Annotated in this window: 14 protein-coding genes; 8 read left to right on the top strand and 6 right to left on the bottom strand. The window is 70.3% G+C overall.

The genetic code is table 11. The annotated features are described in order from the left end of the window. The first annotated feature begins 13 nt into the window (after positions 1-13). The 4 genes from ACZ6ZQ_RS29040 (at position 14) to ACZ6ZQ_RS29025 (ending at position 7,473) form a co-directional block, all read left to right on the top strand. On the top strand, positions 14-973 hold the full coding sequence (locus tag ACZ6ZQ_RS29040; RefSeq protein WP_469771471.1) for a serine hydrolase: 960 nt from the start codon (positions 14-16) through the stop codon (positions 971-973). Positions 974-1,367: 394 nt separating this feature from the next. Next, complete coding sequence (locus tag ACZ6ZQ_RS29035) at positions 1,368-5,147, top strand: ABC transporter ATP-binding protein (protein WP_469771470.1); 3,780 nt, start codon at positions 1,368-1,370, stop codon at positions 5,145-5,147. Between the two features lie 225 nt (positions 5,148-5,372). Next, the gene (locus tag ACZ6ZQ_RS29030; RefSeq protein WP_469771469.1) at positions 5,373-5,753 is read left to right on the top strand and encodes a hypothetical protein; all 381 of its coding nucleotides are present in this window, start codon (positions 5,373-5,375) and stop codon (positions 5,751-5,753) included. A 271-nt stretch (positions 5,754-6,024) separates the two neighbouring features. Next, positions 6,025-7,473 carry an aminopeptidase gene (locus tag ACZ6ZQ_RS29025; protein ID WP_469771468.1) on the top strand — a complete coding sequence of 483 codons (1,449 nt, stop codon included), beginning with the start codon at positions 6,025-6,027 and terminating at the stop codon, positions 7,471-7,473. 169 nt (positions 7,474-7,642) lie between these two features. Here ACZ6ZQ_RS29025 and ACZ6ZQ_RS29020 read toward each other — a convergent pair whose 3' ends face one another. The 6 genes from ACZ6ZQ_RS29020 to ACZ6ZQ_RS28995 form a co-directional block, all read right to left on the bottom strand. Continuing rightward, a complete protein-coding gene (locus tag ACZ6ZQ_RS29020; protein WP_469771467.1) occupies positions 7,643-8,269 on the bottom strand; it encodes a hypothetical protein in 627 nt (208 codons plus the stop codon). A 120-nt stretch (positions 8,270-8,389) separates the two neighbouring features. After that, positions 8,390-10,243 carry a glycoside hydrolase family 3 protein gene (locus tag ACZ6ZQ_RS29015; RefSeq protein WP_469771466.1) on the bottom strand — a complete coding sequence of 618 codons (1,854 nt, stop codon included), beginning with the start codon at positions 10,241-10,243 and terminating at the stop codon, positions 8,390-8,392. A gap of 313 nt (positions 10,244-10,556) precedes the next feature. After that, a complete protein-coding gene (locus ACZ6ZQ_RS29010) occupies positions 10,557-10,982 on the bottom strand; it encodes a hypothetical protein (RefSeq protein ID WP_469771465.1) in 426 nt (141 codons plus the stop codon). A 236-nt stretch (positions 10,983-11,218) separates the two neighbouring features. After that, positions 11,219-12,004, bottom strand: a complete 786-nt coding sequence (locus ACZ6ZQ_RS29005) for a sugar phosphate isomerase/epimerase family protein (protein ID WP_469771464.1) — start codon at positions 12,002-12,004, stop codon at positions 11,219-11,221. After that, positions 12,001-12,945: a bifunctional helix-turn-helix transcriptional regulator/GNAT family N-acetyltransferase gene (locus ACZ6ZQ_RS29000; protein WP_469771463.1), complete on the bottom strand. Its 945-nt coding sequence runs from the start codon at positions 12,943-12,945 to the stop codon at positions 12,001-12,003. Before ACZ6ZQ_RS29000 ends, ACZ6ZQ_RS29005 begins: the two co-directional genes overlap by 4 nt. 226 nt (positions 12,946-13,171) lie before the next feature. Next, positions 13,172-14,263, bottom strand: a complete 1,092-nt coding sequence (locus ACZ6ZQ_RS28995) for a LacI family DNA-binding transcriptional regulator (protein ID WP_469771462.1) — start codon at positions 14,261-14,263, stop codon at positions 13,172-13,174. A 138-nt stretch (positions 14,264-14,401) separates the two neighbouring features. Between ACZ6ZQ_RS28995 and ACZ6ZQ_RS28990 the strand changes: the two genes are divergently transcribed. The 4 genes from ACZ6ZQ_RS28990 to recD2 all read left to right on the top strand — a co-directional run bounded on the left by ACZ6ZQ_RS28990 (position 14,402) and on the right by recD2 (position 20,276). After that, complete coding sequence (locus ACZ6ZQ_RS28990) at positions 14,402-15,553, top strand: Gfo/Idh/MocA family protein (RefSeq protein WP_469771461.1); 1,152 nt, start codon at positions 14,402-14,404, stop codon at positions 15,551-15,553. Continuing rightward, on the top strand, positions 15,550-16,707 hold the full coding sequence (locus ACZ6ZQ_RS28985) for a dihydrodipicolinate synthase family protein (protein WP_469771460.1): 1,158 nt from the start codon (positions 15,550-15,552) through the stop codon (positions 16,705-16,707). Before ACZ6ZQ_RS28990 ends, ACZ6ZQ_RS28985 begins: the two co-directional genes overlap by 4 nt. 47 nt (positions 16,708-16,754) lie before the next feature. Continuing rightward, positions 16,755-17,552 (top strand): sugar phosphate isomerase/epimerase family protein, encoded by a 798-nt coding sequence (locus ACZ6ZQ_RS28980; RefSeq protein ID WP_469771459.1) that lies wholly within the window; start codon positions 16,755-16,757, stop codon positions 17,550-17,552. A gap of 495 nt (positions 17,553-18,047) precedes the next feature. Beyond that, positions 18,048-20,276, top strand: a complete 2,229-nt coding sequence (gene recD2, locus ACZ6ZQ_RS28975) for an SF1B family DNA helicase RecD2 (RefSeq protein WP_469771458.1) — start codon at positions 18,048-18,050, stop codon at positions 20,274-20,276. The last annotated feature ends 112 nt before the right edge of the window (positions 20,277-20,388 follow it).

The raw sequence follows: 20,388 nt of genomic DNA, 5'->3' as shown, positions 1-20,388 counted from the left end.
AGTCATGTGAGGCGTGAAGAGAAACCCCATACCCCGCCGCAGCCGCGGGGCCCTCTGCGCGGCGGTCGCCCTCGGCGTTCTCCTGCCGACCGCCGCCACCGCTACGCCGGCCGCCGCGGCCGGGCCCGTCGTGGCCTGCACCTCCCAGCAGGCGGGCCTCGCCGCCAAGCTGGTCACGGACATCACCGCCGCCCTCAAGGGCCGCGCCTCGACGACCGCCGTGCTCGTCAACGACCGGATCACCAAGACCAGCTGTGTGCTGCGGCCGGACCAGCAGTTCGACTCCGCCAGCATCGTCAAGGTGACCGTGCTGGCCACCCTGCTCTGGGACGCGCAGAAGACCCGCCGAGCGCTGACCGCCACCGAGAAGTCACGCGCCACGGCCATGATCACCAAGTCGGACAACGACGCCACCAGCGCGCTCTGGCGCCAGCTCGGGGTGACCAAGGTCAAGGGCTTCCTCACCGCCGCCGGCATGACCAAGACCGTCCCGGGCTCCGGCGGCTACTGGGGGCTCACCCAGATCACCGCGCGCGACCAGCAGAAGCTGCTCGCGCTGATCACCGCGAAGAACACCGTTCTCACGGACGCCTCGCGCGGCTACATCCTGCAGCTGATGAACGCCGTCATCGCGTCGCAGCGCTGGGGCACCCCGGCCGGCGCCCCCTCCACCGCCAAGATCCACGTCAAGAACGGCTGGCTGTCCCGGTCCACCCACGGCTGGCGCGTCCACTCGATCGGGGCGTTCACCGGAACGGCGCACAACTACCAGATCACCGTGCTCACGCACGACAACGCGACGATGACCGACGGCATCAACACCATCCAGGCCGTCGCCCGTGCCGTCCACAAGGACCTCAACCCCACCGCGCGCCTCGGCTACACGCCGACCGCCACCCCGCAGGAAGCGATTCCGGCGGTCCCCGGCCGCCCGGCGCAGGACGCGGTGTCCGCGAACCCGGCACTCCGCTAGGCCGTGTTTGAGAACTCCCGCCTGGCTCGCGACGCCTGGCACGCACACTCGCTGCGTTGTCGGAGTCATCCAAGTACGTCCAGTACGAGGATGATCTCCCCCAGAGCTGCGCCTGGGAGGTGCCCCCACCGCCTTGCGATTGCACGCACCGGACGCCGCGAGCCCCGCCCTACGGGCTGACGGCGCTAGTTCTAAAACACGGCCTAGGCCCTGGCCTGACAGATCGGTCGCCATGCCCTGTCCTGGCAGATCGGCCACGATGGAGACGGTCCCTGGTCCCGGGACCAGGGACCGTACTTTCGTTGCGGCCTGTTGCAGCTTGTTGCAACGGGATGAAATCCGATCGCGCCCGCGTTGGTGCCTTCCGGCAGAACAGAACAACGGGAGGCTTTTGGTGACGGCGGCGGCAGAGCATTCATGGGCACGGCGGCTGGCAGGATACGCCTGGCGGTACCGGCGGAACGTGGTGCTCGCACTCGGATCGTCCCTCGCCGGCATGGCGGTGATGGCCGTCGTCCCGCTGATCACCAAAGTCGTCATCGACGACGTCATCGGCAATCACAGCCGGTCACTGGCCGTGTGGACCGGACTGCTCATAGCGGCCGCGGTCGTCGTCTACGTCCTCACCTACATACGCCGCTACTACGGCGGCCGGCTCGCCCTCGACGTCCAGCACGACCTCCGTACCGACATGTACGGGACCATCAGCCGGCTCGACGGGCACCGTCAGGACGAACTCTCCACGGGCCAGGTCGTCGGCCGTGCCACCAGCGACCTCCAGCTCATCCAGGGTCTGCTCTTCATGCTCCCGATGACGATCGGGAACGTCCTGCTCTTCCTCATCTCCCTGGTCGTGATGGCTTGGCTGTCCCTGCCGCTCACCCTCGTCGCCCTCGCCGTCGCCCCTGCCCTCTGGTTCATCGCCAAACGCAGCCGGGTGAAGCTGCACCCCGCCACCTGGTACGCGCAGCAGCAGGCCGCCGCCGTCGCCGGAGTCGTCGACGGAGCCGTCTCCGGCGTCCGCGTCGTCAAGGGATTCGGCCAGGAGGAGCAGGAGACCGCGAAGCTCAGGGACGTCGGCCGCACGCTCTTCGCCGGCCGGCTGCGCACCATCCGGCTCAACGCCAGGTACACCCCCGCCCTGCAGGCCGTCCCCGCGCTCGGACAGGTCGCCATGCTCGCGCTCGGCGGCTGGCTGGCCACCCGCGGACAGATCACCCTCGGTACGTTCGTCGCCTTCTCCACCTATCTGGCTCAGCTGGTCGGACCGGTGCGGATGCTGGCCATGGTGCTCACCGTCGGACAGCAGGCCAGGGCCGGTGTCGAGCGGGTCCTGGAGCTCATCGACACCGAGCCGGCCCTGAAGGACGGTACGAAGGAACTCCCGGCCGACGCCCCGGCGACCGTCGAGTTCGACGACGTCAGCTTCGCCTACGGGGACGGGGAGGGCTCGAAGCCGGTGCTGGACGGCTTCTCGCTGGAGATCCGCCCCGGTGAGACCGTGGCGGTGGTCGGCTCCTCCGGCAGCGGCAAGTCCACCGTCTCGCTGCTGCTGCCCCGCTTCTACGACGTCACGCACGGAGCCGTCCTCGTCGGAGGCCACGACGTCCGCGAGCTCACCCTGGACTCGCTGCGGGCCGCCATCGGCCTGGTACCGGAAGACAGCTTCCTCTTCTCCGACACCGTCCGCTCCAACATCGCGTACGGAAACCCGGACGCGACGGACGACGAGATCCGCGAGGCGGCCCGCACTGCACAGGCGGACCGATTCATCGATGAGCTTCCCGACGGTTACGACACCACGGTCGGCGAGCACGGCCTCACCCTCTCCGGCGGCCAGCGCCAGCGCATCGCCCTCGCCCGGGCCATCCTCGCCGACCCCCGGCTGCTGCTCCTCGACGACGCGACCTCGGCCGTCGACGCGCGCGTCGAGCACGAGATCCACGAGGCGCTGCGCGGCGTCATGGCCGGGCGTACGACGCTGCTGATCGCCCACCGCCGCTCCACCCTCGGCCTCGCCGACCGCATCGCCGTCATCGACGACGGCCGGCTCGCCGACATCGGGACCCACGACGAGCTGCAGGAACGTTCCGCGCTGTACCGGCGGCTGCTGACCGACCCCGACGAGATGGGCGGCGTCTCCCCGGGCCGCACCGTCCCCGTCGAGATCCCCGAGGACCGCACGCTCCGGGCCGAGATGGACGCCGAGTTCGACGCCGAGCGCGGCATCACACCCCCGCTCTGGGTCCGCAAGGAAGAGGCCGAGGAGGACGCGGTGGCCGGAGCCACCCCCGAACTCCTCACCCAGGTCGCGGCGCTCCCGCCGGCCAACGACACCCCCGAGGTCGACGAGGCGCGGGCCGTGACCCCCGAGGAGTCGTACGGGCTGCGCAGGCTGCTGCGCGGCTTCGGGCTCCCGCTGCTGATCAGCCTGCTGCTCGTCGCCGTCGACGCGGGCATGGGGCTGCTGCTCCCGGTGCTGATCCGGCACGGCATCGACGACGGTGTCGAGCGGGTGGCGATCGGCGCGGTGTGGGCGGCCTCCGCCCTGGCGCTGGTCACGGTGCTGGTCCAGTGGGCGGGCCAGATCGGCGAGACCCGGATGACCGGACGCACCGGCGAACGCATCCTCTACGCGCTCAGGCTGAAGATCTTCGCGCAGCTCCAGCGGCTCGGCCTCGACTACTACGAGCGTGAACTGACCGGCCGGATCATGACCCGGATGACGACGGACGTGGACGCTCTGTCCACGTTCCTGCAGACCGGACTCGTCACCGCGTTCGTCTCGGTCGTCACGTTCTTCGGCATCATGGTCGTGCTCGTCGTGATCGATGTACAACTGGCGCTGGTCGTCTTCGCCACCCTGCCGGTACTGATCGTCGGCACGTTCTTCTTCCGCCGCCGGTCGGTGAAGGCGTACGAGCTGGCCCGCGAGCGGATCAGCGTCGTCAACGCCGACCTCCAGGAGTCGGTCAGCGGGCTGCGGATCGTCCAGGCGTTCCGCCGCGAGCGCTCCGGAAACCAGCGGTTCGTGGAGCGCAGCAGCAGCTACCGCGAGGCGCGGGTGCGCGGCCAGTGGCTGATCTCCGTGTACTTCCCGTTCGTCCAGCTGCTGTCCTCGGTGGCCGCTGCGGCCGTCCTGATCGTCGGCGCCGGCCGGATCGAGGCCGGCACGCTCACGACGGGCGCGCTGGTCGCGTACCTCCTCTACATCGACCTCTTCTTCGCGCCCGTGCAGCAGTTGTCGCAGGTCTTCGACGGCTACCAGCAGGCGACGGTGTCGCTGGGCCGCATCCAGGAGCTGCTGCGGGAGCCGACGTCGACGGCGCAGGCCGGCGAACCCCTGGACGTGCTGTCGCTGCGCGGCGAGATCGCCTTCGAGAACGTCGGCTTCGCCTACGGGGGAGACGGCGGTGACTCGGCGGAAGCCGCCCTGACCGGCATCGATCTGCGCATCCCCGCCGGGCAGACCGTCGCTTTCGTCGGCGAGACCGGCGCCGGAAAGTCGACACTGGTGAAGCTGGTGGCGCGGTTCTACGACCCGACGTCGGGCCGGGTCACCGCCGACGGCTCCGATCTGCGCGACCTGGACCTCACGGCGTACCGCCACCGGCTCGGCGTCGTCCCGCAGGAGGCGTACCTCTTCGCCGGTACGGTCCGCGACGCCATCGCGTACGGGCGTCCCGGAGCGACCGACGCCGAAGTGGAGGCAGCCGCCCGCGCGGTCGGTGCCCACGACATGATCGCCACCCTTGAGGACGGCTACCTGCACGAGGTCGCCGAGCGCGGCCGCAACCTCTCGGCCGGCCAGCGCCAGCTCATCGCCCTGGCCAGGGCAGAGCTCGTCGACCCCGACGTACTGCTGCTCGACGAGGCGACCGCCGCGCTCGACCTGGCCACCGAGGCGCAGGTCAACCAGGCCACCGACCGGCTCACCGGCCGGCGCACCGCCCTCCCGTCGCCCGACCACCACCCCTCATCGAGCGCTTACGCGCGCACCACTTTGATTGTCGCCCACCGCCTCACCACGGCGGCCCGCGCGGACCGGGTGGTCGTGATGGCCCACGGCAGGGTCGTCGAGGACGGTACGCACGACGAACTGCTGGCGCTGGGCGGCCGGTACGCCGAGCTGTGGCGGACCTTCATCGGCGCGGAGGCGCCCACTCCGGCCTGAGCCCAGGGACGCGTGGGGTGGCGAGGACGGGGCCGCGTCGGGGTTCAGGGGTGCGTGGGAGTACGGGCCTGCGTCGGAGTTCAGGACCGCGTGGGAGTTCAGGAGCGCGCCGGAGTACAGGGCCGAGCCGAGTGTGCGTGACCGCGCGATGGTGCCCGGACGGAAACCGCGCGGGCGTTCGCTGCGTCGTACGTCAGTACGGCGTGGTGTGGGAGGGGAGCAAGAGTGTTCGGAAAACTACTGGTGCACGTGCTCGCGGTACTCGCGGTCGTGGTGGCCGTTTCGCTGACGGGCCCGGGGGTGCAGCAGGCGGAGGCCATGTCCGCCTGTTCCGGGCGCCCTGTGAAGACGGTGCCGTTCGCCACGGGGGAGCTGCGCATCTACAAGAAGCGGCAGTACGTGTGCGCCCTCGCAGTCGCCAGACGGCCCGGCGCACCGAGGGCGATGTCGGTGTCGCTGCAGCCGCGCGGCGGTCGGGCGGCCGTCGACAAGGGCCGCTTCACCCGGCAGGCCGGCCCGATCACCGTGCACGCACTCAACCGCTGCGTCCGCGTCTCGGGCGCGATTGCAGGACGGAGCGCCTCGACGGGCTGGATCCTGTGCTGAGCGTGCCGCTCGCCGTACGGATGCTGTGCCGCCGCCGCACTGACCCTGTGCCGCACGCCTCGCCGATCCTGCGCTGAACGCTGAACGCTGAACGCTGAACGCTGCGGAACGCGGAAGCCGCACCACGCGCCGATGCTGCGCTGAGCGCGGAAGCCGCACCACGCGCCGGCCGCGCCGGTTGACTCCCGCCCGCCGGGACAACTGGGTCTGGCGGTACGGGTGTTACCCCCGCTAGGTTCACCGCGACCGCTGTGAACCAAGGGGAGGGTGCATGCGCAAGGCGCTGAGATGGCTGTTGTCGCTCGTCATGCTCATAGGCATGGCAGGCACGACGGCGAGCGCGGCCACCGCCGCCGATCCGGCCACCACTTCAGGCCCGGTGTCGGACATCAAGGACCGGATCCTCGCGATCCCCGGGATGAGCCTGATCGAGGAGAAGCCGTACCCCGGCTACCGCTACTTCGTCCTCAACTACACCCAGCCGGTCGACCACCGGCACCCGTCCAAGGGCACGTTCCAGCAGCGCATCACCCTGCTGCACAAGGACACCGCCCGCCCTACCGTCTTCTACACCAGCGGCTACGCAGTCGGTACGAACCCCCGACGCCGTGAGCCCACTCAGATCGTCGATGGCAACCAGGTCGACATGGAGTACCGCTTCTTCACCCCGTCCCGGCCCAGCCCGGCCGACTGGAGCAAGCTCGACATCTGGCAGGCCGCCAGCGACCAGCACCGTGTCTTCGCCGCGCTGAAGAAGATCTACGCCAAGAAGTGGCTCGCCACCGGCATCTCCAAGGGCGGGATGACGGCCACGTACTACGAACGCTTCTACCCGCGGGACATGGACGGCATCGTCGCGTACGTCGCGCCCAACGACGTGAACGACAAGGAGGACTCGGCGTACGACCGGTTCTTCGAGAAGGTCGGCACCAAGGAGTGCCGCGACCGGCTGACCGCCGTCCAGCGCGAGGCGCTCGGAAAGCGGCGAGCCGCGATCACCGCCAAGTACCAGGAGTGGGCCACCGCGAACGACGGCACCTTCCGTACCATCGGCTCGCTCGACAAGGCGTACGAGAGCCTCGTCTCCGACTACGCATGGGCCTTCTGGCAGTACAGCCTGCTCGCCGACTGCGCATCCGTACCGGACGCGAAGACCGCCACCGACCAGGAGATCTACGACTCCCTCGACGCGATCTCCGGCTTCGCCTTCTACACCGACCAGGGTCTGGAGCCGTACACGCCGTACTACTACCAGGCGGGCACCCAGCTCGGCGCGCCCACGCTCGCCTACCCGCAGCTCAAGGACGTGCTGCGGTACCCGGGTTACTTCACTCCCCGGTCGTACGTGCCCCGCGCGATCCCGATGCCGGCGTTCGACCGGCGGGCGATGGCGAGCATCGACACCTGGGTGCGGCACAACGCCCAGCACATGATGTGGGTGTACGGCGAGAACGACCCGTACGGCGCGGAGCGCTTCCGCACCGGCAAGGGCTCGCGTGACGCGTACGTCTTCACCGAGTACGGCGGCAACCACGGCGCCAGCGTCGCGGGTCTGCGGGACGCGGACCGCACGAAGGCGACCGCGCGGATCCTGGAGTGGGCGGGCGTGGCCCCGGCCACCGTTCAGCAGAACCCGGAGCTGGCGAAGCGGCTGACGCGCTACGACGCGAAGCTCGACAAGCAGGACATCGAGCGCGAGCCGTTCGCCTTGCGGCCGTAACGTGCTCTGCTCTGAGGCCCTGAGATTGCTCTGACGCTCCGATGCGCGGACGCTCGGACGCTCGGACGCATCTGGGGTTCTGAGGTCCTGAGGCCCGGAGGTTCTCGGGCCCGGAGGTTCTGGGGCCGCAGGTTCTGGGGTCTTGTGGGCTGTGTCCGTCGCCGCTGGGTCAGAGGCGACGGGCGCAGCCCACCGGCCTCTCGCCGCCGAGCTGCACATAGAGATCGGTCGACGGCGGGCACTGGGCCCGCTCGTCCACCGCAGACGCCACCTCGAACTCGGGCCGCTGCTCGCCCGAACCGTCACAGGCGGTCTCCTTCACCTGCCCCTTGCGAGAGGTGGAGACGCAGTCACCGACGACGGTGTGCGGTCCGCCGCCACCGCCGGGGTCGCCCGGATGCGGTGGCTCCAGGTTGCGCATGCAGGCATAACCCTGTGGCACCGCCCCGTCCCCGTCCTCGTCCAGCGCGGGCAGGCTCTCCGAGATGTGCAGTACGAAGTCGGTGGCGGCGGGGCAGGCGGGCCCCGCCGAGGGCCGTCCCTCGTACCGCGTGATCACCCTGGCCGCCGCCTTCTCGCTGGTGCAGGGCACCTCACGGACGTCGCCCCGGCCCCGGCTGCTGCAGTCGCCGGGCCCCAGGAACACCGCCCCGTACCCGGACGGCGTCACGGTCTCCGTCGCCGGAGCCACCCCGGAGCCAGAGGCCTCGCCTCCGGGCATCTGCTGGCAGGCGACGACCTGGCCGGTGAGGACGAGAGCGCACACCACCCCCACGCCCAGACGCCGTAATCGCATGTTCCCCCCGATCGGTCCGTCCAGCGTGACCCGTCGGGGCGGGCGCACGCCAGGGGAGCAGGGGGCTTTCCGCCGCGTGGAGGTGGTGCGCAGGTTGCGCGGCGTACACCGCGCTACGCCTTAATACGTCAGCCCGTGTCCGACCGGGTACAGCACCTGCGTCGGGTCGTCCGCGCGCTGCACGGGCACGGGCAGTCTGCCCTCGGGCTCGGCCCGGCCCGCGATCACCCGTACGGCTGCCCGCAGTTCGACATCCGTCCAGCTGTACGCGGCGAGTGAGGCCGTGAAACCGGTGCCGGTCAGCTGGGCGATGTCGTACGGATTGCGGATGGCGACCGTGACCACCGGTACACCGGTCGCGGCCAGCCGGGACACGAGGGTGCGCTGGGGACTGGTCGCCGAGACGTTGTACGTACCGACGATGACGACGTCTTTCCCGGCCGTGGCCACCACCGCCTCCTCGATCTTGGCGGCGGTCGGGGTGATGCCGGTGGACAACGCCGTGGCGGTGAAGCCCAGTTCGGTGAAGGCCTTGGCGAGGCTGGCGGTCGGCGGGCCTGTCGTGCCGGAGGGGGAGGCCGGGTCGGCGCCGACGACCAGCACGTTCCGGTGGCGCCGGCGGGACAGCGGCAGCAGCCGTCCGTCGTCGGCGAGCAGAGTCGTCGTCTGCTCGGCGATCCGGTCGGCGGCGGCCAGATGGGACCGGATGCCGACGGTGCGGTCCACGCCGTCGTGCGAGACGAACGGGTCGTGGAACAGCCCCAGTTTCGACTTCAGGAGGAGGATGCGCAGGATCGATTCCTCGATGCGCGCTTCCGTCAGCTCGCCGCCCTTGACGGCCTGGAGCACGGCGTTCCAGGCGACGGCCAGGTCCGGCGGATTGAGCAGCTGGTCGCAGCCCGCCTTCAGGGCGAGTACGGGCACGCGGTCGTCACCGTACTTCTGCCGTACGCCCGCCATGCCGAGGGAGTCGGTGACGACGACGCCGTCGTAGCCGAGCTGTTCGCGGAGGATGCCGGTGAGGATGGGGTGGGAGAGCGTCGCCGGGTCCTCGCTCGGGTCGAGCGCCGGGACCACGATGTGCGCGGTCATGATCGAGTCGATGCCGGCGGCGATCGCCGCCCGGAACGGCGGCGCGTCCAGCTCACCCCACTGCTCGCGGGTGTGGTGGATGGTGGGGAGCGCGTAGTGGCTGTCGTCCTTGGTGTCGCCGTGTCCCGGAAAGTGCTTGGACGTCGCGGCGATGCCCGCGCCCTGGTACCCGCGGACCTGAGCGGCGACGAGCCCGGCCACCGCCTTCGGGTCGGAGCCGAACGAGCGTACGCCGATGACCGGGTTGGCCGGGTTGACGTTCACATCGGCGACCGGCGCGTAGTTCTGGGTGATGCCCATCGCGGCGAGCTCGGCGCCCGCGATCCGCGCGGCCTCACGGGCGTCGGAGCGGGAACCGCCCGCGCCCAGCGCCATCGCGCCCGGCACCAGGGTGGCGGGCTTGCCGACGCGGGCGACGATGCCGTGCTCCTGGTCGGTGGATATCAGCAGTGGGAGGGGGGTGGGCTGGGCGAGCCCCGCCTGCTGAATGCCGTTGGAGAGATCGGCGATCTGGTGCGGGTCGCGGGTGTTGTGCGCCCAGGCGAAGTAGATGATGCCGCCGACGTGGTAACGCTCGATCAGCTCGACGACGGTGCGGACGCCGATCTCCTTGAGGTTGGCGTCGATGTCGGCCTGGTCGGGAGCCGTGGCGGAGTGTCCGTACACCCGCATCACGAAGAGCTGGCCGACCTTCTCCTCCAGGCTCATCCGGGCGATGAGCCGCCGAAGTCGGTCGCGCTCCCGATCGTGATGACGGTCGGGGTCGGCGCTGTACGTGAGGGTGCCGGCATGTGCGGGGGCGGAGGAGAGGGCGACGGATGCCGCTCCGGCGGCGGTCGCGGCGAGGAGAGCACGTCTGGAGGGGGTGGTCCGGTCGGGCACTGGTGCTCCTTCCGTGAAGGAAACTTCCAAGGGTCACGGATATCCGGAAAGTAACTGCCAGTCAAGGGATTCTGTCGGACGGGCGTGCGAGAGCGGTGGACGGGTCGGGCGTGGGGTGGGCGGGCCGCGAGTGCGGCGTGGCGCGGGCGCGGCCAGGGCCTCGGGGAGGGGGTGGCGTGGCGAAGGGTGTGGTGCGGGGAAGGGGCGCCGGGGAGGGGGTGGCGTGGGAAGGGCCCGTCGTCGGCGCTCCAGGGCTTGCGTCAGTGGCGGCGTGCTGCCGGTCGCCCTGATGCCGTAGTCCCCCTTTCGCGCCTCAGCGCCACTCGTGTACGTCGACGAGGGTGCCGGCCGTCAGGTCCGGATGACCCCAGAAGTCGCCGACCTGGGTTCCGATCACGAGCACCGGAACCCCGTGGGTGTCGAGATGCGCCGTGTAGAACCCGAAGATCCAGGACGGGTCGGCCACCAGGTCGCGCGGCGGCTTCAGCCGGGCCAGCTCCGAGCCGTCGGCCTCGTACACCACCGCGTTGTCCGTCGGCGTGTACGGCGTGTCGTCGAGTGCCTCGACGACGAGAACCCGGTCGTCCCAGACCAGCGCGGCCTGCGTCGGACTCGCGAACTCCTTCTCCACGGTCAGCCCGGCGTACGTCCAGCGGACGACGCGGTCGCCGTGGCTCCAGCCGATGACGACGGGGGCTTGGTTCTGCGGGTTCTGCGGGTCCTGAGGGTGCTGGCTCACTGGGGACTCTCCACGCGGTCGCCGATGAGAATCAGCCTACTGCGGCTGCCCCGGCCGACGATCTCTCCAGCCGTGTCCCGCCGCGCGACGGCCGGCCCCGCCCGGCATAGGCGTGCTGGGTTCCGGTGGTGGTCGGTGCACCGTGGCGTGCTGGGTTCCGGTGGTAATCGCTGCACCGTGGCGTGCTGGAATCCGGTGATAGTCGCTGCACCGTGGCGTGCGGGTTTCCCCGCGTCTCAGTGACCTCCCTTCAGTGATTCCAGATGCTCCCTCCCGGCCTCCAGCAGCACGGGCAGCTCCGCCGCTTCCGGGTGCCAGCGCTTCTCGTACTCCCAGCAGACCCAGCCGTCGTCGCCCGCGAGCGCCAGGCAGGCGGCCAGGGGCAGGACACCGGCTCCGAGTGGCAGTGGCGCGAGGTCCTGTGCCGAGGCGACATCCTTGACCTGGACATAGCCGAGGTACGGACCCAGCGCCGCATGGGTGGCGGCAGGGGACTCGTGCTCCAGCCAGGGATGCAGGACGTCCCACAGCGCACCCAGGTGCTTATGACCGACCCGGCCCAGGATGCGGGACGCCGCGGCGCCCGTCCGATGGGAGTCGTGGGTCTCCAGCAGGATGCGCACGCCCAGGTCCGCTGCGGTCTCCGCCGCCGTGGCGAGGCGGCGGGCGGCGGTCGCGTCCGCCGTCTCCGGATCCTGATCGCCACCACCCGGGAAGACCCGTATGTACGAGGCGCCCAAGTCCTTGGCCAGGAGGAGCAGTTCGCTGAGCTCCTGCCGCACGGGGTCGTCGTCACCCGCCGCCGCCACCCGTGCGTAGCCGGCGACCGTCAGAATCTCCACGCCGGCCCGGGCGAACTCCTCGGCCACCGCGGCTCGTTCGCGCGCTCCGATGCCCGGGTGGACCGGCTCCTCCGGGTCGGCACGCAGCTCCACCCCCTGATAGCCGGTCGCGACGGCAAGGGCAGCCACCTCGGGGATGGGCATGGCAGGGACGCCGAGGGTCGAGAAGGCGAACTTCACTTGGGCGATCCTTCCTGGAGGGGGAGCCGCCAGTCCTGGCCGACCAGATCGGCCCCGTACGAGCGGTGCGGCTTTTCGGCGACGAGTGTGAACCCGGCGCGCTGGTAGATCCTGCGGGCGGCGGCGAGGACGTCATTGGTCCACAGCACCAGCTCCCGGTACCCCACTTCACGGGCGAAATCCACGACGGCGCCCACCAGCCGGTCCCCGAGGCCATGGCCGCGCGCTTCCGGTTCGACCAGGAGCAGCCTCAGCCGGGCGGTGGCCGGTGCGTCGTCCCGTACACACATCACCGAGCCCATCGGGTGGCCGTCCAGCTCGGCTATCCACACCCGCTCCAGATGCGGGTCGTGGTCCTGGGCGAAGTCCGCGACGATACGCGCTACCAGGCCTTCGAAGTCCGTGTTCCACCCGTACTCCGCGGCGTACAGCGCGCCGTGGCGCTGGACGATCCAGCCCAGGTCGCCGGGTGCGGGATCGCGCAGCACGGGACCCTCGCCGTGCCGGTCCCCGTCAGGCCGGGCCTCGCCCAGTATGTGCCGCACCGTGCGCATGGCTTCCGTCAGACGGGTGCGGTCGTCCACGGGCACGCTGGAGAGGAGCTTGCCGACGGCCTCCCGCGACCGCTCGTCCAGCAGCGCGGTCGCCTCGCGCCCGCGTGACGTGAGAGTGATGCGCTGGCGCCGTGAGTCCACCTCCGAGGGAGCCCGCTCGACCAGGCCGTCGCGCTCGAACTTGCCGAGCAGCCGACTCAGGTAGCCGGCGTCCAGGGAAAGCTCCAGCCGGAGGTCGGCGGCGTCGGTGCGTGGGGCATGGGCCAGTTCGTAGAGCACGCGCGACTCCGTGAGCGTGTACGGCGTGTACAGGTGCTTGCTGTAGTCGAGTGCGCCGATGAGGTTGGTGTAGAAGCGGTTGAACGCGCGGATCTCATGAATGGCCATGACCTGCCCCGACCTTTCCTTTGACTGAGTCAAGGGTAAGTTCGGGCATCGACCCCGACAAGGCCTGTGGATAACTCCGGCCCGGCGCGTACGGCCGGGCACGCATCGCCCCGGTGGCCATCGCCTCGGCACCTGGTCGGGCCGGGCGTCCACCTGCCCGGCAGCAGGCCGGTCCCGGTGTGTACCGGCCCGGCCCGACCGCTTCGCCGGGCCCGCACTCGCCCCGTCAGCGCTTCCGCGGCGGTGCCGTGGACGCCCTCACCATCAGCTCCGCGCCGATCGTCGCGATCCCGCCCGGCGGCGGGGCCTCCTTGCCCATCGCGAGCCGGCCCGCCCGGATCCCGGCGTCGTGCAGCGGCAGCCGCACCGTGGTCAGCGCCGGCACCGCGTCCACCGAGAACGGCAGGTCGTCGAAGCCGGCCACGGAGATGTCCTCCGGAATGCGCAGTCCACGATCGCGTACGGCGGCGCAGGCACCCAGTGCCACAGTGTCGTTGGCCGCGACGATCGCCGTGAGGTCCGGGTCGCGGCGCAGCAGTTCCAGCGCGGCGTCGTAGCCCGAGCGGCGGTCGTACGGGCCGTGGATCGTGAGCCGCTCCTGATCGACCGGGCCGGTGCCGCCCTCGGTGCCCGCGTCCTCGCCGATGCCCGCGGCGGCCAGTGCCGCCCGGTGGCCCTCGAGGCGGTGCCGGGTCGTCGTCCGTTCCGCCGGGCCCGCGACGTAGCCGATCCGGCGGTGCCCGAGCGCGATCAGGTGCTCGGTGAGCCGCCGTCCGCCGCCGCGGTTGTCGAAGGTGAGGGTCGCCGTCACGGAGTCGCCGGGCACGGGCGGCCGGCCGCACAGCACCACCGTCGTCCCCGCGTCCGCGAGCTTCGCGATCTTCGCCGACATCGCGGCGATGTGATCCGGGTCCTCCAGCGCCCCTCCGGTGAGGACGACCGCGGCGGCCCGCTGCCGCTGCAGCAGGGTGAGGTAGGTCAGCTCCCGCTCCGGCGAGCCGCCCGTGTTGCAGACGACCGCCAGCTTCTCGCCGCCCGCCCGTCCCGCCGCCCACTCGCCGATCGCGGTCTGCGCGGCCCCGGCCATGATCCCGAAGAACGGGTCGGCGATGTCGTTGACGAGGATGCCGACCAGGTCGGACGTGGCCGCTGCGAGCGAGCTGGCCGGCCCGTTGAGCACGTAGTCGAGTTCGTCGACCGCCCGGAGCACCCGCTCCCGCGTCGACGCGGCGACGGGGTAGTTGCCGTTGAGAACCCGGGAGACGGTCGCCGGGGACACCCGGGCGCGGGCGGCCACATCAGCCAGCGTGACTGTCATCGCTTTCCTCCGAGGGAGATCGGGCCGCGCCCTTGTCCGGGCTGGTGTCGGCAGGCTAGCGTCATAGCGGATAGAAAGCGCTTGCTATAACCGTTTCGCGACCCTATCGAGGATTCGAGGAAATATGGAGGCAACTTCGTGACACGCAGGACAGTGCGGATCGCCATGAACGGCGTCACGGGGCGGATGGGCTATCGGCAGCACCTCGTGCGCTCCCTCCTCGCGATCCGTGAACAGGGCGGTCTCGATCTCGGCGACGGAGACATCCTCTGGCCCGAACCCGTCCTCGTCGGCCGGCGCGAGCACGCCCTGCGTCAGATCGCCGAGCGCCACGGCCTGACGGAGTGGTCCACGGACCTCGACGCGGTGCTCGCCGACGGAACGGTCGACATCTACTTCGACGCTCAGGCCACATCCGCCCGCGCCGGGGCCATCGAAAAGGCGATCGCGGCGGGCAAGCACATCTACACCGAGAAGCCCACCGCGACCGATGTGTCGGGGGCACTCGAGCTGGCTCGCCTCGCGCAGGCCGCCGGCATCAAGCACGGCGTCGTCCAGGACAAGATCTTCCTGCCGGGACTGCTGAAACTGAAGCGACTCGTGGAGGGCGGATTCTTCGGCGAGATCCTCTCCGTGCGCGGAGAGTTCGGCTACTGGGTCTTCGAAGGCGACTGGCAGGAAGCCCAGCGCCCCTCCTGGAACTACCGGTCCGAGGACGGCGGCGGCATCGTCGTCGACATGTTCCCGCACTGGGAGTACGTACTGCACGAGCTCTTCGGCCGTGTGACGAGCGTCCAGGCGCAGGTCGTCACGCATGTTCCGCAGCGCTGGGACGAGCGCGGCAAACCCTACGCGGCGACCGCCGACGACGCGGCGTACGCGGTCTTCCAGGTGGAGGGCGGAGCCATCGCCCAGATCAACTCCTCCTGGGCGGTCCGTGTGAACCGCGACGAACTGGTCGAGTTCCAGGTGGACGGGGTGCACGGTTCGGCGGTCGCGGGTCTGCGGCGCTGCCGCGTCCAGCACCGCAGCGCGACGCCGAAGCCCGTGTGGAACCCGGATCTGCCCGCGACGGACTCCTTCCGTGACCAGTGGCAGGAAGTGCCCGACAACACGGTCTTCGACAACGGCTTCAAGGCGCAGTGGGAGCTGTTCCTGCGGCACGTCGCAGTGGGGGAGCCGTACCACTGGGACCTGCTCGCGGGCGCGCGCGGAGTGCAGCTTGCCGAGCTGGGCCTGAAATCCTCGGCAGAGGGACGCCGTCTCGACGTTCCGGAGCTGACGCTGTGACGATCCGGCTGCCCGGCGTCGACGGCGTACCGCGTACGTACACGCCGCGCACCGAATCCACTGCCTACTCCGTAGGCAGTGCACCGCTCGTCTCCCGCACGGTCTTCTCGGCGGCGCACGTCGTCGCGGATCCGTACGCGGACACCGCACCGGACGGTCCCGCTGCCGTCGACTGGGACGCCACCCTCGCCTTCCGGCGCCATCTATGGGCGCACGGACTCGGTGTCGCGGAGGCGATGGACACCGCGCAGCGGGGGATGGGGCTGGACTGGGCGGGCGCCGCGGAGCTGATCCGGCGCTCGGCTGCGGAGGCGAAGGCGGTGGGCGGCCGTATCGCCTGTGGCGCCGGCACCGACCAGCTGACCGGCCCGGCGGATCTCGCCGCGGTCCTCGCGGCGTACGAGGAACAGCTCGCACTCGTCGAGGACAGCGGAGCACAGGCGATCCTCATGGCGTCCCGGGCGCTGGCCGCGGCCGCCCGCACCCCCGAGGACTATCTCGGCGTCTACAGCCACCTCTTGAGGCAGGCGCGCGAGCCGGTCGTCCTGCACTGGCTCGGACCCACGTTCGATCCCGCATTGGACGGCTACTGGGGGAGCGGAGACCTCGACGCGGCCACGGAGACCTTCCTCCAGGTGATCGCCGAGCATCCGGACAAGGTCGACGGAGTCAAGATCTCGCTCCTGGACGCCCAGCGCGAGATCGGCCTGCGGCGGCGGCTGCCCGAGGGAGTGCGCTGCTACACGGGCGACGACTTTCACTACCCCGAGCTGATCGCGGGCGACGACCACGGCTTCAGCCACGCCCTGCTCGGGATCTTCGACCCCCTGGGGCCGGCCGCGGCCGAAGCCGTACGCGTCCTGGACACGGGCGACACCAAGGGCTTCCGCGAACTGCTGGACCCGACCGTCGAACTGTCGCGCCATCTCTTCGAGGCGCCGACCCGGTTCTACAAGACGGGAGTCGTCCTCCTGGCATGGCTGGCGGGTCACCAGTCGCACTTCACGATGGTGGGTGGCCTGCAGTCCGCGCGGTCGTTGCCCCATCTCGCGCGGGCGTACGAACTGGCCGATGGGCTGGGTCTGTTCCCGGACCCGGCGCTGGCCGAGGCCCGGATGAAATCCCTGCTCACGGTGTACGGAGTTGTCCAGTGACCGACGAACATCGCCCTTCTGGCCTCTCCCGGTTCAGCATCAATCAGATGACCGTCAGACAGCTCACGCTGCCGTTGCTCACAGAAGCGTGCGCGGGGCTCGGCGTACCCGGGATCGGCCTGTGGCGCGAACCCGTACAGGCGTACGGCGTCGAGGCCGCGGCCAAGCTCGTACGGGAGGCGGGACTGGCCGTCACGACGCTATGCCGGGGCGGCTTCTTCACCGCAACCGATCCGGGGGAGCGGGCACGAGCCCTGGACGACAACCGCTCGGCCATCGACGAGGCGGCGACGCTGGGAACGGACACCCTCGTACTCGTCTCGGGCGGGCTCCCGCCCGGCAGCCGGGACCTGGCTGCCGCACGGGAACGCATCGCGGACGCGCTCGGCGTCCTCGCGCCGTACGCACAGGAGCGTGGCGTGCGCCTCGCGATCGAACCGCTCCACCCGATGTACGCGGCGGACCGCTGCGCCGTCTCCACGCTGACGCAGGCGCTCGACATCGCGGAGCGGTTCCCCGCGGAGCAGGTGGGCGTGGTCGTGGACACGTACCACATCTGGTGGGACGACCAGGCGCCCGCGGCGGTCACCCGCGCGGGCGCGGGCGGGCGGATCCACTCCTTCCAGCTGGCCGACTGGGTCACCCCGTTGCCGGCGGGGGTGCTCAACGGCCGCGGCCAGCTGGGTGACGGGGTGATCGACCTGCGCGCCTGGCGCGAGAGGGTCGACGCGGCGGGCTACACAGGCCCGGTCGAGGTGGAGCTGTTCAATGACGCTCTATGGGCACGGGACGGTGTCGAGGTGCTGTCCGAGACGGCATTGCGGTACGTACGGCACGCGCTGTAGCACTCCGCGCGTGCTTCGCTGCCTCGCGTACCTCGTCCGCCTGCTCGGGTGTCGCCGCAGCATTCCGCAGACCGGGGGAGAGCGCGAACACCGGAGTACCGACGGTGTCCTCCGCTCCGGCAGTGTCGGTGCCGAGTGCGCCGGCGATCTCCTGGAGCCTGCCGTTCCCGAGCTCGTTCAGTACGTCCCGCTGCAAGGAATCGTCGCTCATGGCGAAAACGACGAAGCTGCCCTGCTATGTCAGCATTTCGAGATTCCGGAAAATAACTGCCCGCAGTCGTGCAACCCTTCCGGCGTGAGGTGAGTCGTACTTGGCATCGGGGTTCCCGGGGGAGGGATCTGGGGGGATCAGGGAGCTCTGATGGGGGAGGCGGGGCCCGGTCGATCGACCGGGCCCCTTGAAGTTGGTTGCCCAGGCAGGTTGTCCACAGGTCTGACCCCGTGGGTTGTCCACATGCCCGGCACGCTGTCCGACCCTGGCGGTAGCGTCGGATCATGTCCAATCTGGCAGTGCTCGAAGGGGTCCTGGAGCGGATCACCTACGCCAACGAGGAGAACGGGTACACGGTCGCCCGCGTCGACACCGGTCGCGGCGGCGGTGACCTCCTCACCGTGGTCGGCTCGCTCCTCGGCGCGCAGCCGGGTGAATCGCTGCGGATGGAGGGCCGCTGGGGCTCCCACCCCCAGTACGGCAAGCAGTTCACCGTCGAGAACTACACGACGGTCCTCCCGGCCACCGTCCAGGGCATCCGCCGCTATCTCGGATCGGGCCTCATCAAGGGCATCGGCCCCCGAATCGCCGAGCGGATTGTCGACCACTTCGGGGCGGACACCCTCGACGTCATCGAGCAGCAGCCCAAGAGGCTCGTCGAGGTCCCCGGCCTCGGTCCGAAGCGCACGAAGATGATCGGCGCCGCATGGGAGGAGCAGAAGGCCATCAAGGAAGTCATGGTCTTCCTCCAGGGGGTCGGTGTGTCCACGTCCATCGCCGTGCGGATCTACAAGAAGTACGAGGACGCCTCGATCTCCGTCGTGAAGAACCAGCCGTACCGCCTGGCGGCCGATGTGTGGGGCATCGGGTTCCTCACCGCCGACCGGATCGCCCAGGCGGTCGGGATACCCCACGACAGCCCGGACCGGGTCAAGGCCGGCCTGCAGTACGCCCTGTCGCAGTCCACGGACCAGGGCCATTGCTTCCTCCCGGAGGAGCAGCTCATCGCGGACGCCGTGAAGCTCCTCCAGGTGGACACCGGCCTCGTCATCGACTGCCTCGGCGAGCTCGCGGCCGACGACGAGGGAGTCGTACGGGAGCAGGTCCCGGCCGCGGACGGGGGCGATCCCGTGACCGCGGTCTATCTGGTGCCGTTCCACCGCGCCGAGCTGTCCCTCTCCGCCCAGCTGATCCGGCTGCTGCGCGCCGACGAGGACCGTATGCCGGCCTTCCAGGACGTGGCCTGGGACAAGGCGCTGGCCTGGCTCGCGGACCGCACGGGCGCGGAGCTCGCCCCCGAGCAGCAGGAGGCCGTGCGCCTCGCCCTCACCCGTAAGGTCGCCGTCCTGACCGGCGGTCCTGGCTGTGGCAAGTCCTTCACGGTCCGCTCGATCGTGGAGCTGGCCCGGGCCAAGAAGGCCAAGGTGGTGCTTGCCGCGCCCACCGGCCGTGCGGCCAAGCGGCTCGCCGAGCTCACCGGAGCCGAGGCGTCCACCGTCCACCGGCTGCTGGAGCTGAAGCCGGGCGGCGACGCGGCGTACGACCGGGACCGGCCGCTCGACGCGGATCTGGTGGTGGTCGACGAGGCATCCATGCTGGATCTGCTGCTCGCCAACAAGCTGGTGAAGGCCGTGGCTCCGGGTGCGCATCTGCTGTTGGTCGGGGATGTGGACCAGCTGCCGAGCGTCGGCGCGGGAGAAGTGCTCAGCGACCTCCTCGCGGACAGCAGCCCGGTGCCCTCCGTCCGGCTCACCCGGATCTTCCGGCAGGCCCAGCAGTCCGGCGTCGTCACCAACGCGCATCGCATCAACTCCGGGGTGCAGCCGCTCACCCAGGGCCTCAGTGACTTCTTCCTCTTCGTCGAGGAGGACACCGAGGAGGCGGGCCGGCTGACCGTGGACGTCGCGGCGCGGCGTATCCCGGCCCGCTTCGGTCTGGATCCGCGACGCGATGTGCAGGTGCTCGCCCCGATGCACCGAGGCCCGGCCGGTGCGGGCAACCTCAACGGGCTGCTGCAGCAGGCGATCACCCCCGCCCGCCCCGATCTTCCGGAGAAGCGGCTCGGCGGCAGGGTGTTCCGCGTCGGCGACAAGGTCACTCAGATTCGCAACAATTACGAGAAGGGGGAGAACGGAGTCTTCAACGGCACGGTCGGCGTGGTGACCTCACTCAATACGGTCGATCAGCGGCTGACGGTGCTGACGGACGAGGACGAGGAGGTGCCGTACGACTTCGACGAGCTGGACGAGCTCGCGCACGCCTACGCCGTGACGATCCACCGCTCCCAGGGCAGTGAGTATCCGGCGGTGGTGATCCCGGTCACCACCGGAGCGTGGATGATGCTCCAGCGGAATCTGCTCTACACGGCCGTGACACGCGCCAAGAAGCTCGTTGTACTCGTCGGTTCCCGCAAGGCGATAGGACAGGCGGTACGCACCGTTTCCGCAGGCAGGCGCTTTACCGCACTCGACCACCGGCTGACAGGTGGACGGTTCGTGGGAAAGATCACCTAAGACTTCCGGAACCGGGGCGAAGGGAGCAGTATGAGCAGGCTGGCGGCACTGAGTGCCGCCAATAGGGCCAATGGTCGACCCCGAGTGCACTCTCCTCAGCCAAATGGGGGAT

The organism is Streptomyces sp. NPDC053673, assembly GCF_055585225.1.
The sequence above is the reverse complement of the archived record's forward strand: the minus strand, read 5'-3'. Positions and strand labels throughout refer to the sequence as shown.